12 protein-coding genes are annotated in these 14,141 nt (G+C 71.6%); 6 read left to right on the forward strand and 6 right to left on the reverse strand.

Translation table 11 applies throughout. From position 1 onward, the window contains the following. Positions 1-102 precede the first annotated feature (102 nt). Positions 103-456 (forward strand): DUF3499 domain-containing protein, encoded by a 354-nt coding sequence (locus tag Drose_RS33380; protein ID WP_259859620.1) that lies wholly within the window; start codon positions 103-105, stop codon positions 454-456. 53 nt (positions 457-509) lie between these two features. Here the strand turns inward: Drose_RS33380 and Drose_RS33385 are convergent, their stop codons facing one another. Further along, positions 510-767, reverse strand: a complete 258-nt coding sequence (locus Drose_RS33385) for a WhiB family transcriptional regulator (RefSeq protein WP_033364663.1) — start codon at positions 765-767, stop codon at positions 510-512. A gap of 336 nt (positions 768-1,103) precedes the next feature. Here Drose_RS33385 and Drose_RS33390 point away from each other — a divergent pair, with 336 nt between their 5' ends. Further along, entirely contained in the window at positions 1,104-1,613 is a 510-nt protein-coding gene (locus Drose_RS33390; protein WP_260725230.1) for a signal peptidase I, read from the forward strand. A 120-nt stretch (positions 1,614-1,733) separates the two neighbouring features. Here the strand turns inward: Drose_RS33390 and Drose_RS33395 are convergent, their stop codons facing one another. Together Drose_RS33395 and Drose_RS33400 are read right to left on the reverse strand one after the other, a co-directional pair. Further along, entirely contained in the window at positions 1,734-4,214 is a 2,481-nt protein-coding gene (locus tag Drose_RS33395) for a bifunctional FO biosynthesis protein CofGH (protein ID WP_260729904.1), read from the reverse strand. A gap of 161 nt (positions 4,215-4,375) precedes the next feature. Further along, positions 4,376-6,019 (reverse strand): hypothetical protein, encoded by a 1,644-nt coding sequence (locus Drose_RS33400; RefSeq protein WP_260725231.1) that lies wholly within the window; start codon positions 6,017-6,019, stop codon positions 4,376-4,378. Positions 6,020-6,157: 138 nt separating this feature from the next. On the opposite strand from Drose_RS33400, the gene cofD reads away from it, so the two are divergent. The 3 genes from cofD to Drose_RS33415 are packed head-to-tail and all read left to right on the forward strand — an operon-like array spanning position 6,158 to position 8,726. Then, on the forward strand, positions 6,158-7,114 hold the full coding sequence (gene cofD, locus Drose_RS33405) for a 2-phospho-L-lactate transferase (RefSeq protein ID WP_260725232.1): 957 nt from the start codon (positions 6,158-6,160) through the stop codon (positions 7,112-7,114). After that, positions 7,111-8,181 (forward strand): coenzyme F420-0:L-glutamate ligase, encoded by a 1,071-nt coding sequence (locus tag Drose_RS33410; RefSeq protein WP_260725233.1) that lies wholly within the window; start codon positions 7,111-7,113, stop codon positions 8,179-8,181. The genes cofD and Drose_RS33410 overlap by 4 nt, the downstream gene beginning before the upstream one ends. Then, positions 8,178-8,726, forward strand: a complete 549-nt coding sequence (locus tag Drose_RS33415) for an NUDIX hydrolase (RefSeq protein WP_260725234.1) — start codon at positions 8,178-8,180, stop codon at positions 8,724-8,726. Before Drose_RS33410 ends, Drose_RS33415 begins: the two co-directional genes overlap by 4 nt. A gap of 82 nt (positions 8,727-8,808) precedes the next feature. Here the strand turns inward: Drose_RS33415 and Drose_RS33420 are convergent, their stop codons facing one another. The 3 genes from Drose_RS33420 to Drose_RS33430 all read right to left on the reverse strand — a co-directional run bounded on the left by Drose_RS33420 (position 8,809) and on the right by Drose_RS33430 (position 13,367). Next, positions 8,809-9,918, reverse strand: a complete 1,110-nt coding sequence (locus tag Drose_RS33420; protein WP_260725235.1) for a mannose-1-phosphate guanylyltransferase — start codon at positions 9,916-9,918, stop codon at positions 8,809-8,811. A 147-nt stretch (positions 9,919-10,065) separates the two neighbouring features. Then, positions 10,066-11,211: a glycosyltransferase family 4 protein gene (locus Drose_RS33425; protein WP_260725236.1), complete on the reverse strand. Its 1,146-nt coding sequence runs from the start codon at positions 11,209-11,211 to the stop codon at positions 10,066-10,068. 107 nt (positions 11,212-11,318) lie between these two features. Then, positions 11,319-13,367: an N-acetylmuramoyl-L-alanine amidase gene (locus Drose_RS33430; RefSeq protein WP_260725237.1), complete on the reverse strand. Its 2,049-nt coding sequence runs from the start codon at positions 13,365-13,367 to the stop codon at positions 11,319-11,321. Between the two features lie 33 nt (positions 13,368-13,400). Here Drose_RS33430 and Drose_RS33435 point away from each other — a divergent pair, with 33 nt between their 5' ends. Continuing rightward, complete coding sequence (locus Drose_RS33435; RefSeq protein ID WP_260725238.1) at positions 13,401-14,141, forward strand: TIGR03089 family protein; 741 nt, start codon at positions 13,401-13,403, stop codon at positions 14,139-14,141.

The raw sequence follows: 14,141 nt of genomic DNA on the forward strand, positions 1-14,141 counted from the left end.
GCCCGGGCCCGATCGCCCGAGCGGGCGTGTCGCCTGGGTCACCACGGCGTGTCGCAGGGCTACCGGGTTGGGCGGAGCCTCGCGGAGCGATACCGTCTGGCCGTGAGGACCCCACGTCGATGCTCGCGCAACGGTTGCCCCCGACAGCCCGTTGCGACGTTGACGTACGTTTATGCCGAATCGACCGCGGTCGTCGGCCCGTTGGCCGCGTTCGCCGAACCCCACTCCTACGACCTGTGCGAGTCCCATGCCCGCGGCCTCACCGCACCGCGCGGCTGGGACCTGGTGCGGCACGAGGGAGAATACGGCCCGCCCCCGCCGACCAACGACGACCTCGTCGCACTCGCCGAGGCGGTCCGTGAGGCGGCCCGGCCGGCACCCCATCGCGAAGAAACCGACCAACAACACCCGCTCGGACGGCGTGGACATCTGCGCGTGATCCCCCCGGATGCATGAAATTGGGCGCCGGCGATGCCGGCGCCCAATTTGCACATGCACTTCCGATCCCGCTAGGCAGCCCGTCGTTTGAGCTTGCGGCGTTCACGCTCCGAGAGACCGCCCCAAATTCCGAAGCGCTCGTCGTGCCCCAGCGCGTACTCCAGGCAGTCCGCCCTCACCTCGCAGCGCGAGCAGATGCGCTTGGCCTCGCGTGTCGACCCACCCTTCTCCGGAAAGAATGCCTCCGGGTCGGTCTGCGAGCACAAAGCGCGTTCTTGCCACTCCGGAGCGTTACCCAGCAGGTCGGCCACGACTGGTCGGCCGTCCATCAGCGTGCCTCCTTCTTGCGCACCGGCGTCAATGCCGGCGCAACCCCCCACGCGGAAGGCGCATGTCCTACAAGGTGTAGTACCTCGGCGCGGTGTTCCCTTATGTCCGCAAGGTGACTGACTGCGCTCACCCTCGAACATCCCCCGTGAAATTACACGCGTGTAATGCGTGCGTCGTCAAGCCGAACCTGATAAATAGGCCCACCCGGGCGATCACTCGTTACCCACGTGCCGTACCCATACCGATGAAGACCCGCCGGAGGTAACGCGCGACACGCCGGACGCGCCGGAAGAAGTCTTCGTGAGTTTGCTCAAGCCACCGCGTCGATAGCCGAAATGGCGGCAGTGATCCAGCGGCTGCTCCTGGGTGTGGCCCTGTCCGTCATCGTCTTCACCGTCGGGATCGTCGGGCTGGGATGGAAGCCCTACGTCGTGACGTCGAACTCGATGGCGCCGGCGATGCACTCCGGTGATCTCGTGTTCGTCGATCCGCACGCGAAGTCGGTGGCGGTGTACGAGATCGTCACGTACACCGACCCGCGCGGTCCCGTCACGCACCGTGTCGTCAGCCAGGCGGCGGACGGGACGCTCGTGCTCAAGGGCGACGCCAACCAGCAGCCGGACGCCAGGGCGGTCGAGCGGAACCACGTGATCGGGCCGGTGCGGCTGATCCTGCCCGGCATCGGCTGGCCGGTCGTCCAGGTGCACACCCACCCGCTGCGCGTCACCGGTGGTGCGTTGCTGCTGGCGATCCTCGTCCCCGGCCGCCGGATCCTCATGCTGCTGCTGCTCGCCGGGATCGTCGCCGCCATCGCCATGGTGCCAACGACCGGAGCACTGCCCTAACCCCCCCTTTTTTTGCGCGTTGATCTTGCAGTTGTGGTGCCTGACAAACCCGGGCATTCAGGGAGTGTCTCGGCACCACAACTGCAAGATCAACGCGCAAAAAAGGGGCGGACGTCGCACCTAGGTTCGGGCGGACACGCGGCCGTAGACGGTCGTGCGCTGGCGGACCGGGCGGCCCGCGGCCTTACCGATGGCCTCGAGTTCCTCCCTCGTTCGGGCGGAGCCGTGCTCCGAGCCGGCCATCCGCGAGATGGTCTCCTCCATCAGCGTGCCGCCGAGGTCGTTGGCGCCGCCGCGCAGCATCGCCACCGTGCCCTCGTCACCGAGCTTCACCCACGAGCACTGGACGTTGTCGATCCGGCCGTGCAGCAACACCCGGGCCATCGCGTGCACGGCCCGGTTGTCGCGCCAGGTCGGGCCGGGCCGGGCGATGCCGGCGAGGTAGATCGGCGCGCTGTGGTGGACGAACGGCAGCGCCACGAACTCGGTGAAGCCGCCCGTGCGGTCCTGGATCCCGGCCAGCACCCGGAAGTGGCCGAGCCAGTGGCCGGGGTGGTCGACGTGGCCGTACATCATCGTCGAACTCGACCGGATGCCCAGCTCGTGCGCGGTGGTGACCACCTCGACCCACGCCGACGTCGGCAGCTTGCCCTTGGTGAGCACCCACCGGACCTCGTCGTCGAGAATCTCCGCGGCCGTTCCCGGGATGCTGTCCAGGCCGGCCTCCTTGAGCTGGACGAGCCAGTCGCGGATCGAGACGCCGGCCTTCGCCGCGGCGGTGACGACCTCCATCGGGCTGAACGCGTGGACGTGCATGCCGGGGACGCGGGCCTTCACGGCCCGGACCAGATCCGCATACGCCGTGATCGGGAGCTTCGGGTCGATCCCGCCCTGCATGCAGACCTCGGAGGCGCCCGCGTGCCAGGCCTCCTCGGCCCGGTCGGCGACCTGCTCGTAGGACAGGCGGTAGGCGTCGGCGTCCCGCTCGCGCTGGGCGAACGCGCAGAACCGGCAGCCGACGTAGCAGACGTTGGAGAAGTTGACGTTCCGGTTGATCACGTAGGTGATGTCGTCGCCGACCGCGTCACGGCGCAGGCCGTCGGCGATGCCGACGAGCGCCTCGAGCCCGGGACCGTCCACGTTGAACAGTGCCAGCGCCTCGGCCTCGTGCTCCTTGTCGAGCAGCTTCGCCGGATGCTCCGCGGCCAGCCTCAGTCCACTGTGGACGTCGCTGTCGAGCCGCTGGACGCTGGTCGTCCGCACGCGGGCGGCGACCTCCTGCCAGTCGCCGTACACCGTGTCGAAGTCGCCGCGGCGGTCGTCGGTGCGGCCCTCGGTGTCGATCGCGGCGTGCAGGTCGGTGCGGCCACTGTCCTCGTAGCCGCCGTCCGGCTCCTGCCACGGCAGGCCGACCGGCATGGCGCGCTCGCCGGCGAGGCCGGTCTCCGCGTCCATCAGCGCCGCGAGGTGGGCCGTCAGGCGGGCGTCGATCCACGGGACGCCGCGTTTGGCGTACTCCGGGTAGATGGTCAGGCGCTCCCTGAGCGTGAAGCCCGCCTTCGCGCTCTGCCGCGCCAGCTCGTCGATGGCGGGCCAGGGGCGCTCGGGATTGACGTGGTCGGGCGTGATCGGCGAGACACCGCCCCAGTCGTCGATGCCGGCCCGCAGCAGGAGACCGTACTCCTCGTCGATGAGGTTCGGCGGGGCCTGGACGCGCGCCTTCGGGCCGAGGACCAGCCGGGTGACGGCGATCGTGGCGGCCAGGTCGTGCAGCTCGGCGTCGGGCATCCCGCGCATCGCCGTGTCGGGCTTGGCGCGGAAGTTCTGGACGATGACCTCCTGGATGTGCCCGTACTCCCGCATCGTCTTGCGGATCGCGAACAGCGACTCCGCGCGCTCCTCGAGCGTCTCGCCGATGCCGATCAGGATGCCGGTGGTGAACGGGACGCCGACCCTGCCGGCGTCGTCGAGCACCCGCAGCCGGACCGCGGGCTCCTTGTCGGGCGAGCCGAAGTGCGGACCACCCGGCTCCGACCACAGGCGGTTCGCCGTGGTCTCCAGCATCATGCCCATGCTCGGCGCGACCGGCTTGAGCCGCTGCAGCTCGGCCCAGGACAGCACACCCGGGTTGAGGTGCGGCAGGAGGCCGGTCTGCTCCAGCACCGCCACCGCACAGGCCCGCAGGTAGTCGAGCGTCGAGTCGTAGCCGCGCTCGTCCAGCCACCGCTTGGCCTGTGGCCACCGCTCCTCCGGGCGGTCACCGAGCGTGAACAGCGCCTCCTTGCAGCCCTGCGCCGCGCCCTCCTTGGCGATCGCGAGCACCTCGTCGATCTCGAGATATTCGCTGGGCAGCCGGTGCGGGACCGTCGCGAACGTGCAGTAGTGGCAGCGGTCGCGGCAGAGCCGGGTGAGCGGGATGAAGACCTTCTTGGAGTACGTCACCACGCCCGGGCGGCCGGCGTCGGCCAGCCCCGCGTCGCGCACCTGGCCCGCCACGGTGAGCAGGTCGTCGAGGGCCGCGTCGCGAGCGGCCAGGAGGACGGCCGCCTCCGTCACGTCGAGCGGGCGACCGTCGGCCGCGCGACGGAGGGCCCGCCGCATCGCGTTGCCCTCGGTACTTCTGGCTGCAAAGGTCACGCATTGCAGCCTAAGCTGCCGCCGAACGGATCAACGCCTACCGCGAATGTGAGTTAATCCCCGATGCCGCCAGGCGAAAAGATCCCGGAGGCCCACCGGGAGGACCTCCGAGATCTCTCGTCGCTTCAGCCGCGGGGCGGGATCACCTGCGTACGCTGCGTGTCGTCATCGTCCCCGGAGGTGGGTGTCCCCAGCACGGTGGTGGCGTCCGGGTCGGCCGGCCGGTCCGCCCGGGCGTGCTGGACGTGCGAGAACGCCGCGGTGGCCTCGGGGTCCGCGGCCTGGTGGGCCACCGTGGCCGTGGCGTCCGGGTCGGTGGGCGCGATGCCGCCCACCGTCTCGGTGTCCGCCGCTGCCTCGGCGTCGGCGACGACCGCGGGCGGTGCCTCGTCCTGGGAGGCCGGGGCGAGCGCCGTGGTGGCGTCGGGGTCGGCCGGCGGGAAGGCGCCCGTCTTGCCGAACGGCGAAGCCGCCTCACCCTCCGCCTGTGGCGCCGGGGCACTGTCCTGCGGTGCCGGGTGCGTGGAGGTGCCGCCCGGCCAGCCGGCCGCGGCGAAGCCCGACGGCGGGGTCGAGGGGTCGCTGTCGGCCGGCGAGGCGGAGACCGGCTCGTCGGCGGCTGCGGTGGCCGATGCGGTGTACGACGCGAACGGCGAGCTCAGCGGCGATTCGGCGGACGGTGCACCGGAGACGGGCTCACCCGTGCCGAACGACGGAGCGCCGGAAGCGGGAGCGCCGAAGCTCGGCGCCCCGGATGGCGGAGCCGTGTACGCGGGTGCCCCGGTCGCCTGGGCACCCGCGTCCGGGGCCCCGAAGGCGGGAGCGCCGGAGGCCGGTGCGGCGTAACCCGGCGCGCCGGACGCCGGTGCGGCCGAGGTCGGCGCGGGCGCCGCGGAGGTGGGTGCGGTGAACGCCGGAGCACCGGTGGACGTGGGCTGGGCCTGCTGCGCGGGGAAGCTCTGGCTCGCGTAGCCGGCCGCGGCGCCCGGGACGGCCGGGTTGCTGCCCGTCGTCTGCGGATTGGCCCAGCCGCCGGTCTGCTGCTGCTGGTAGCCGGGCTGTGCCGGGTAGCCCTGCGGCACCGGGGCGGTCTGCGCGCCGGCCGGGTAGCCGGGCTGCTGCCCGTACTGCTGCTGGGCGTAGGGGTATCCGGGCTGGCCGTACGGGTACGTCGGCTGGCCGTACACACCCTGCGGCGGCTTGGCGGGTGCATATGCGCCGAGGTAGACGCGGATGACCAGGAACAGGACGAGCCCGAGCAGCGCCAGACCGCCCAGGCGGCTCAGGAAGGCGGCGAACACGAAACCGACGCGCACACCATCGGGCTGCAGGTCCCCGATGAGGCCGGCGAGCAGCAGCACCACGCCGAACAGCGCGGCCATCGCATATTCGATCAGCGCGCCGAGGACGACGAGGCGCGCCTTCGGCACCGCCGGCTCGATGTGCGTGGCGATCAGCACCGCGAGGATCGGCAACGCGATGGTCTCCACGGAGACGAACGAGCCGAAGGACGAGCCCGCGTTGCCCAGGAAGTCGCTGGCCAGCGACGTGAGCAGGGTGATCAGCCCGGCGAGGAGCAGGACGCCGTTCACGCCGAGCAGCACGAGGGAGACAAGCTCCCGGTACGGCGAGGTGAACTGGAGCGCCTTCTTCTCTTCCGCGGGTTTCGGCTGAGCCGCGGCAGGCTGGGCCACGGCTGCGTACGGCGAGGTGGCCGGCTGCGGCGAGAACGCCGCGGACGAGGTCGGGTCTGGTGGCTGGGTGCTCACTGGCTCTCCCGAAATGAACACGCGTGGATGTCGCAAACAGGTCGGTCGAAGCCTAGTCCCTGCTTCCGAATCCTGCGTGCACAGGAAGACCGACGGCCCCGCGGAGAAGTGTCGTACTGGTGGGGCAGGATTGACGGCATGCGGATCGTGGTTCTGGCCGGCGGCATCGGCGGCGCGCGCTTCCTGCTCGGCGCGCGTGCGGTGGCCCGGGAGGTGGGTGCCGAGGTGACGGCGGTGGTCAACGTCGGCGACGACGTCACTCTGCACGGACTGCGGATCTGCCCCGATCTCGACAGCGTGATGTATACGTTGGGCGGCGGCGCCGATCCGGAGCGTGGCTGGGGCCGGGTCGGCGAGACCTGGACGGTCAAGGAGGAGCTGGCGGCCTACGGCGCCGAGCCGACCTGGTTCGGCCTCGGTGACAAGGACATCGCGACGCACCTGGTGCGCACCCGGATGCTCGACGCCGGCTATCCGCTGTCCGCCGTCACCGCGGCGCTGTGCGACCGCTGGCAGCCGGGCATCCGCGTCCTGCCCGCCAGCGACGACCGGGTGGAGACGCACGCGGTGGTCGAGGTCGACGGCGCGACGAAGGCGATCCACTTCCAGGAGTGGTGGATCCGCCACCGCGCGGCGGTGCCGACGCAGCGCTTCGTGTTCGTGGGGGCCGAGACGGCCAAGCCGGCAGCGGGTGTGCTGGACGCGTTGGCCGCCGCAGATGTCGTACTTGTGGCGCCGAGCAACCCGGTGGTCAGCGTCGCGCCGATCCTCGCCGTTCCGGCCGTCCGTGAGGCGGTGGTCACCGGCAAGGCGCCCGTGGTCGGGGTGTCGCCGATCATCGGCACCGCCCCGGTACGCGGCATGGCCGACAAGTGCCTGGCGGTGGTCGGCGTCGAGTGCAGCCCGGCCGGCGTCGGCGGCCTGTTCGGCGCCCGCGGCGCCGGCGGCGTGCTCGACGGCTGGCTGGTCGACGAGTCCGACGCGGGCGTCGAGGTGCCCGGGTTGACGGTGCACGCCAGGCCGCTGTGGATGACCGACGAGGCGGCCACGGGCGCCATCGTCCGGGCCGCCCTGTCCGTGGCAGGCGTGTCATGACCGAGGGGATCTCGGTGCTGCCGGTCGTCGGCATCGGCGACGTGCGCCCCGGTGCCGACCTCGCGGGCCTGATCCGGGATGCCGCGCCCTGGATCGCGGACGGCGACATTCTCGTGGTCACCAGCAAGGTGGTCAGCAAGGCCGAGGGGCAGCTCGTCGAGATCCCGCTCGACGAGCCGGCCCGGGAGACGGCCCGCGAGGCGGTCCTGCGCGCGGAGACGGCCCGGGTCGTCGCGCGGCGGGGTGCGACCCGGATCGTGCAGACGCATCACGGGTTCGTGCTGGCCGCCGCCGGCATCGACGCGTCCAACGTCGACCCGACGCACCTGGTGCTGCTGCCCAAGGACCCCGACGCGTCGGCGCGCTGGCTGCGTGACGAGTTCCGGGAGCGCTTCGGGCTCGACGTCGCCGTCGTGGTCACCGACACCATGGGCCGGCCGTGGCGGCTCGGACTCACCGACGTCGCGATCGGTGCGGCCGGGATCAACGCGCTCACCGACTATCGGGGGCGCCGCGACACATACGGCAACGAGCTCCAGCTCACCCAGATGGCCGTCGTCGACGAGCTGGCCGCCGCCGCCGACCTCGTGAAGGGCAAGACCGATCAGGTGCCGGTCGCGGTGGTCCGCGGGCTGCCGATCCGCGCCGAGGGACACGGCACGGGAGCGGCCGAGCTGATCCGGGGCGCCGACGCCGACCTGTTCTCGCTCGGCACGGCGGAGGCCGTGGCCCGCGGGCTGCGCGCCTCGGCGGAGATCTCGGACGCCGCGGCGTTTCAGCCGGGTCCGGTGACGCTGCCCGATCTGCCGTTTCCGCAGACACGGAGCGTGATTCTCCCGGACAACACCGCGGCGGCGATCGTCGCTTGGGCGCCGGCCGGCGACCTCGCACGGGCCGTTGAGGTCGGCATGGAGATCCAGCGACTGCGGGCCATTCTGGCTGCTGAAGGTCTCGCGACGGTCTGGATCGAGGCCGGCGGTGACCCCCGTCTGACGGCCGAGGTGCCGGAAGGTGGTGTGCCCCTCGGCGTCCTGGCGATCGGTCGCGGTAGCCTACCGTCACTATGACGCTGCACGACGACGCACTTGCGGTTCTGACGAGTTGGACGGCGCCGACGACGGAGGCCGAGGCGACCCGGCAGCGGTTTCTCGGATTCGTGCGGTCCGATGCGACCACCATGTGGCGTGAGCACGCGGGCGGGCACGTGACGGCGAGCGCGCTCGTCGTCGACGCGGCAGCCGAGCGGGTCCTGCTCTGCCTGCACGGCCGGATCAAGCGCTGGGTCCAGCTCGGCGGCCACTGCGAGCCGGGCGACCTGTCGGTGGCCGGCACCGCCCTGCGCGAGGCGACCGAGGAGTCGGGCATCACGGGCCTGCGAATCAGCGAGGCGCCCATAGGCCTGGACGTGCACTACGTGCAGTGCTCGGGCGGCCCGTCGCTGCACTACGACGTGCGCTACGCCGCGATCGCGCCGCCCGGCGCCGTGGAGTCGGTGAGCGCCGAGTCGGCCGCGCTCGCCTGGTTCACCCCCGACGCCCTGCCCACCCCACTGGCCGGCGCAACGGAACCCCTGGTCGCACCGGCGCTCGCCTGGGCCAAGGGCGGCGCATAGCTACGGCGGCGGTCGGCGAGCGTCTTGAGTGGGTCCGCGCCCCCGCCTGACCGGCCGTGGCGCGAACCCGCGTCGCGGCCGGTCAGAGCAGCTCTATCGAGCCGCGCTCCTTCAAGGAGTCCACCAGCTTCTTGACGTCCTGGGCACGTGCCCGCGGGCAGATCAGCAGCGCGTCCGGGGTGTCCACGATGATCAGGTCGTTGACGCCCACCGCGGCCACCAGGCGGCCCGAGTGGGGCACCACCACAACGCGCTCCGACTCCTGCATCAGCACCGTCGGCTTGGATCGGGTCGATGACTCCAGCCCCAGGTCGACCACCACGTTGCCGGCCGTGTCGGTCTCCAGCAGCTCGCCCAGCGTGTGGAAGTCGCCGACGTCGTTCCAGCCGAAGTTGCCCGGCACGGTGCCGACCAGGCCGGCGCGGCCGGCGCCCTCCATGACGCCGAAGTCCACGGAGATCTTGGTCAGGCCCGGCCACAGCTCGGCCAGCACCTCTTCCCGCTCCCGCGTGTTCCACGCTTCGGCGATGCGCATCAGGCCCTCGTGCAGCGCCGGCTGCTGGCGGGCGAGCTCGTCGAGGAAGACGTCGACGCGCCAGACGAACATCCCCGCGTTCCACAGGTATTCGCCCGAGTCGACGTAGCGCTTGGCAACCTCGAGGACCGGCTTTTCGGCGAACTCGGCGACCTTGCACACGTCGCCGGTGCCGGTGGGCTCGCCGACGTGCAGGTAACCGTAGCCGGTCTCCGGATGGTTCGGCGTGATGCCGATCGTCATCAAGAGGCCGTCCTCGGCACCCTGGATCGCCTTGGTGAGCGTCTCGGTGAAGGCCGGCACGTCGCGAACCAGTTGGTCGGCGGCGAAGGCCCCCATGACGGCGTGCGGGTCGCGGCGGGCGATCACGGCGGCCGCCAGGCCGATCGCCGCGCAGGAGTCGCGCGGGGTCGGCTCGACAAGGATGTTGCCCTCGGGCAGGCTGGGCAGTTGCCGGGCCACGGCGGCCGCGTGCGCCACCCCGGTGACCACGAATGTCGTCTCCGGCGCCGCAAGGGCCTCCAAGCGGCCATACGTCGCCTGGAGCAGCGACAACGGCGTGCCGGTGAGCGCGTGGAGGAACTTCGGATGACCGGCTCGCGACAGCGGCCACAGCCGCGTGCCACTACCACCTGCTGGAATCACCGCGTAGAACACGGCCCCATCATGCCCAGGAGAGGGCACCTTCCGACAACTCGACGGTGTCGTGTCCATTACCAATATCGCCTGGCCCGGATTCAGAAGGTGACGTCAAGCGCCGACATGGCGTGACGGGTGAGCAGGGTATGAGTGCCGGCGACACCGTCAGTACCGCGGGCCGGCGGCTCTCGCCCAGGCGGCGAGGTGGACCTCGGCGCTCGACTCCCAGGTGAACTCCTTGGCGCGTGCCGCGCCGGCTTTTGCCAGCGCGTTGCGCCGCTCCGTGTCGTCGAGCAGCGCGGCGAGGTCGCGGGCGATCTCGTCGGGGCTGGGGCCGGTGTAGGCGACGGCGTCGCCGCCGACCTCGGGCAGCGAGAGCCGCGGTGTGGTGAGCACGGGTGCGCCGCAGGCCATGGCTTCCAGGATCGGCAGGCCGAAGCCCTCGCCGAAGGACGGATAGGCGGCGACGGTCGCCCCGCCGAGAAAGCCGGGAAGGTCCGCATACCGCAGATAGCCGGGCCGTAGCAGCCGCAGGCGGCTCGGGACCTCGCTGATCGCGGCGTCGATCTCGTCGTCGTGGCCCTGGCCGCCGGCGACCACGAGGGCGGGCGGGTCGGGCCGGTCCCGCACCGCGGCGATCCAGCCACGGATCAGGCTGGGCACGTTTTTCCTGGGCTCCTTGGCGCCGAGGAAGGCGATGTAGTCGGTCGAGCCGAGGCCGAGCCGGGCGCGGACGCGGGCCTTCTCGTCCTCGCTGGGTGCGTGAAACGCATCCGGGTCGACGCCGTGGTACGCGACGTCGATGCGGGTCGGGTCGGCGTCCAGCAGCCGGATCAGCTCGTCACGGGTGGCCTTGCTGGGCACGATGACCCGGCTGGCCCGCCGCAGCGAGGTCTTGATCGCGGAGCGGAAGAAGGTGCGGCGCGACTTGTCGTAATGCTCGGGCTCGGTGAAGAAGGTGGCATCGTGCACGGTCACGGTCACCGGACAACCGGCACGCAGCGGGCAGGTGTAGAACGGCGAGTGCAGCACCTGCGCGCCGACCTGCTGGGCGAGCATCGGCAGGCCGGTCTGCTCCCAGGCGAGCCGGGCGGGCCGGTGCGCCGCCGCCGCGGGCGCGGACATGATCCGGGCATTCGGCAGCAGCCTGCCGTAACGCTCCGCGTCGGTGCGCTGGCAGACCACCGCCAGGTCCGCGTCGAGCGCGCCCAAGGCGCCGAGCAGACCATCGACATAGCGCCCCACACCGCCTCGGTCGGCTGGGACACTCGTGGCGTCTACGAGCACGCGTGGCGGACGGCCGGGGGTCACTTGGCGACTCCTTCTGGACTCGAGGCGACGTTCCGGCCCAAAGCCTACGCCCGATCCGCCGATGATCGATGTCCACGACGCGACTGGACCCGACTTCCACCCAGGATTCAGCCGAGCGGCATCGCTACGTCGCCGGGCAGCCCCACGTCGTAGCTGCCCACGCCGCGGATTTCGAACCGTCCGTCGTGGAAGACCGCGAGATCGGCTCGACCGTCGCCGTCGAACTGTCGCGTCAACGGCGTGTCGCCCGGGTCGCCCAGCCGGACCGGCGGAAGCCCGCCGATCGTGAACTGCTGCGTCGTCGGTGACCACGTCGCCGGCTCGATGTCGCCGTCGCCGTCGAAGTCGGCCGGCACGGCGATCCCGCCGGGCTCGGCGAAGTGGAACTCACGCAACGCGTAGATCGCCCACAACCCGGTCGACGGGCGCCAGATCGCGGCCTCGGCGCGCCCGTCGCCGGTGTAGTCGCCCGGAACGGGCTGGTCGCCGGGTGAGCCGAGCCGCAGTTCGCCGAGGCCCTTGATGTACCAGGTGCTGTTGGCGGGCCGGAAAACGGTCAGGTCGGCCTTGCCGTCGCCGTCGTAGTCGGCCGGTGCCGGTACGTCTCCGGGCAGTCCCCACTGCACCTTCCGCGGGCCTTCGCCGGTGAGCAGCATGGTCCAGTTACCCGTGGTGGGTGACCAGGTGGCCACGTCGACCTTGCCGTCGCCGTTGTAGTCGGCCGGCACGGCGATCTCGTTGGGCCCGGTCGTGAACACCGGCTGCGGTATCCCTTGCAGCCACACGGTGCCGTCGGCCGGACGGTAGGTGGCCATGAGCGTGCGCACGATGTCCGGCTTCACCATGTCACCGAGCAGTCCGGCGGCCCGGTTGCGCATCTGCGGCAACACTTCCATCGCCTTGTCGCCGGGGCACTCGGTGGGGTTGGTCTGCCGGTGCGGGAACACGCGCGGGACGGTGACGGTGGTGCCGACCGGATACCGCGAGGTCGACCCGCCGCCGGTGAGCGTGACGGTACCGCGGGGATCGATGGCCTGGTTGAGTGAGAGTTTCCACGCGATGTACTTCGCGGCGGACTCCACGACGGCCGGCGGCACGCTCGTCGAGCGAAAGTCGCCGATCATGGCGATGCCCGCGGTGCCGGTGTTGAAGCCGCCGGCCTGCGCGCCGACGACCGGCCGGGCAAGGCCTCCGGAGCGCCCCTCCCAGAGCCGGCCGAACCGGTCGACCAGCACGTTGTAGCCGATGTCGCCCCAGCCCCGGCTGACGGTCTGGTACTGGTAGATCGAGCGGAGGATCTTCGGCACGTCGGCCGGGGAGTAGTTGTTGCTGGTCGCGGTGTGGTGCACGGCGACGGCCTTGACGTAGTTGGCGTACTGCGGGCGCCAGTTCATCTGCTGCTCGTTGGCGCCCCAGGCGGCCCGCCGGTTGATCGGCGGCATGAACGGCGTGAGCCCGACCGGCGCGGCCTCGGTCACGGTGGCGGCCGGTGCGGAGTCCAGCGGCGCGTCGGTGGGGTCGATGAGATCGGCGGTGATGTCGTGCGGCACGGATCCGCTGACCGAGGTCACGGAGAGCTGGATGCCGTCGCTGGGTCCGAGCCACAGCAGGTCGGAGCCGCCGCGCTGGACGTCGCCGGCGCGCTCCTCCGGTGCCCGGACGGGGTCGCGGTCCAGTTCCCCGGCGCTCACCGTCTGCCATCTGCTCCACGCCCCGCCCGGCACGTGGTGCCGGACGGCGATGCTAATCGCGCCGACCCTCCCGCTCTCGCGCCAGGTCAGGCCGACGGCGCTGAACCGGCCGGTGGACGCGCGGGTCGTGGTGAGCGTGCGGGTCTGCCGCGTACGGCGGTATCCCTCGGCGAGCGGAACGTCGCTCAGCGTCCCCGACTGTGCGCTGACCCCGGCGGCCGGCCGGTTGAAGTCGCCGAGCGCCAGCCGGGTGACCTGCGGCGTGACACCCTCGCTACCGGGCACCTTGACGGGGTTGGCCCACGCGAGCGGTTCGGCCAGGTCGACGGGCGCGACCGGCGGAACGAACGGATCGAGCGGGTCGGCCGTGGCGGTGTTGCTGCCCGGTGCGACCAGCGTGAGGGTGCAGGCGACGACGGCGACAAGCTTGCGGCGCCGGTATCGTCGCGTTGCCCGTACATGCATGCCAAGATGCTACGGAAGGGATTTTCCGGACATATGGGGAATACAGTTCCTTCACTCTTTGCGGCAATTGTCGCGAAAGACCCGTCACTTCCGCTGTTCACGTTCTATGACGACGCGAGCGGGGAACGGATCGAACTCTCCGGGGCGACGCTGGGCAACTGGGTGTCGAAGACGGCGAACCTGCTCGTCGACGGCTGCGGCCTCGGCCCCGGCGACCAGGCCACCGTCTGGCTGCCGCCGCACTGGCAGACCGCGGCGGTGCTGCTCGGCGCCTGGTCGGCCGGGCTCACGGTGGCCTACGGCGAGCCGACCGCGGCCGGCGCCGACGTCGAGTTCGCCTCGTCGCAGGCCGTCGAGGCGGGCACCCCGGCCGGACCGGCGGACCGGTTCGTGCTCGGCCTGGCGCCGATGGGGATGCCGCTGCGCGCGGTCCCGCCCGGCTGGACCGACTACGTCGCCGACGTGCGGCAGCACGGCGACCACTTCCCGGGCGCGCCCGTCACCGCGGACACCGTCGCGCTGGTCGACCCGGACGGCACGGCGATCGGCCAGGCCGCGCTGATCGAGCGGGCCGCCGCCCGGGCCGCCGAGCTCGGCATCACCGGCGGGCGGGTGCTGCTCGACGCCGACGCCTACCCGTGGCCGGTCGACTGGCTGCTCGCACCGTTCGCGGCCGGCGCCAGCATCGTGATCAGCACGCACACCGACCTGGCGAAGCTGTCTGCCCGGGCCGAAACCGAGCAGGCGACCCGCCTCGTCGGGCCGACGGTCTAG

Origin of the sequence: Dactylosporangium roseum (assembly GCF_025264685.1) — a bacterium.
Lineage (GTDB): Bacteria > Actinomycetota > Actinomycetes > Mycobacteriales > Micromonosporaceae > Dactylosporangium > Dactylosporangium roseum.

Coding starts and splice junctions, on each gene's coding strand:
- Drose_RS33415 (WP_260725234.1), top strand. CDS start 8,178: ATGACGCTGCACGACGACGCACTTGCGGTTCTGACGAGTTGGACGGCG.
- cofD (WP_260725232.1), top strand. CDS start 6,158: ATGCGGATCGTGGTTCTGGCCGGCGGCATCGGCGGCGCGCGCTTCCTG.
- Drose_RS33390 (WP_260725230.1), top strand. CDS start 1,104: ATGGCGGCAGTGATCCAGCGGCTGCTCCTGGGTGTGGCCCTGTCCGTC.
- Drose_RS33410 (WP_260725233.1), top strand. CDS start 7,111: ATGACCGAGGGGATCTCGGTGCTGCCGGTCGTCGGCATCGGCGACGTG.
- Drose_RS33395 (WP_260729904.1), bottom strand. CDS start 4,214: ATGCGGCGGGCCCTCCGTCGCGCGGCCGACGGTCGCCCGCTCGACGTG.
- Drose_RS33430 (WP_260725237.1), bottom strand. CDS start 13,367: ATGCATGTACGGGCAACGCGACGATACCGGCGCCGCAAGCTTGTCGCC.
- Drose_RS33435 (WP_260725238.1), top strand. CDS start 13,401: ATGGGGAATACAGTTCCTTCACTCTTTGCGGCAATTGTCGCGAAAGAC.
- Drose_RS33385 (WP_033364663.1), bottom strand. CDS start 767: ATGGACGGCCGACCAGTCGTGGCCGACCTGCTGGGTAACGCTCCGGAG.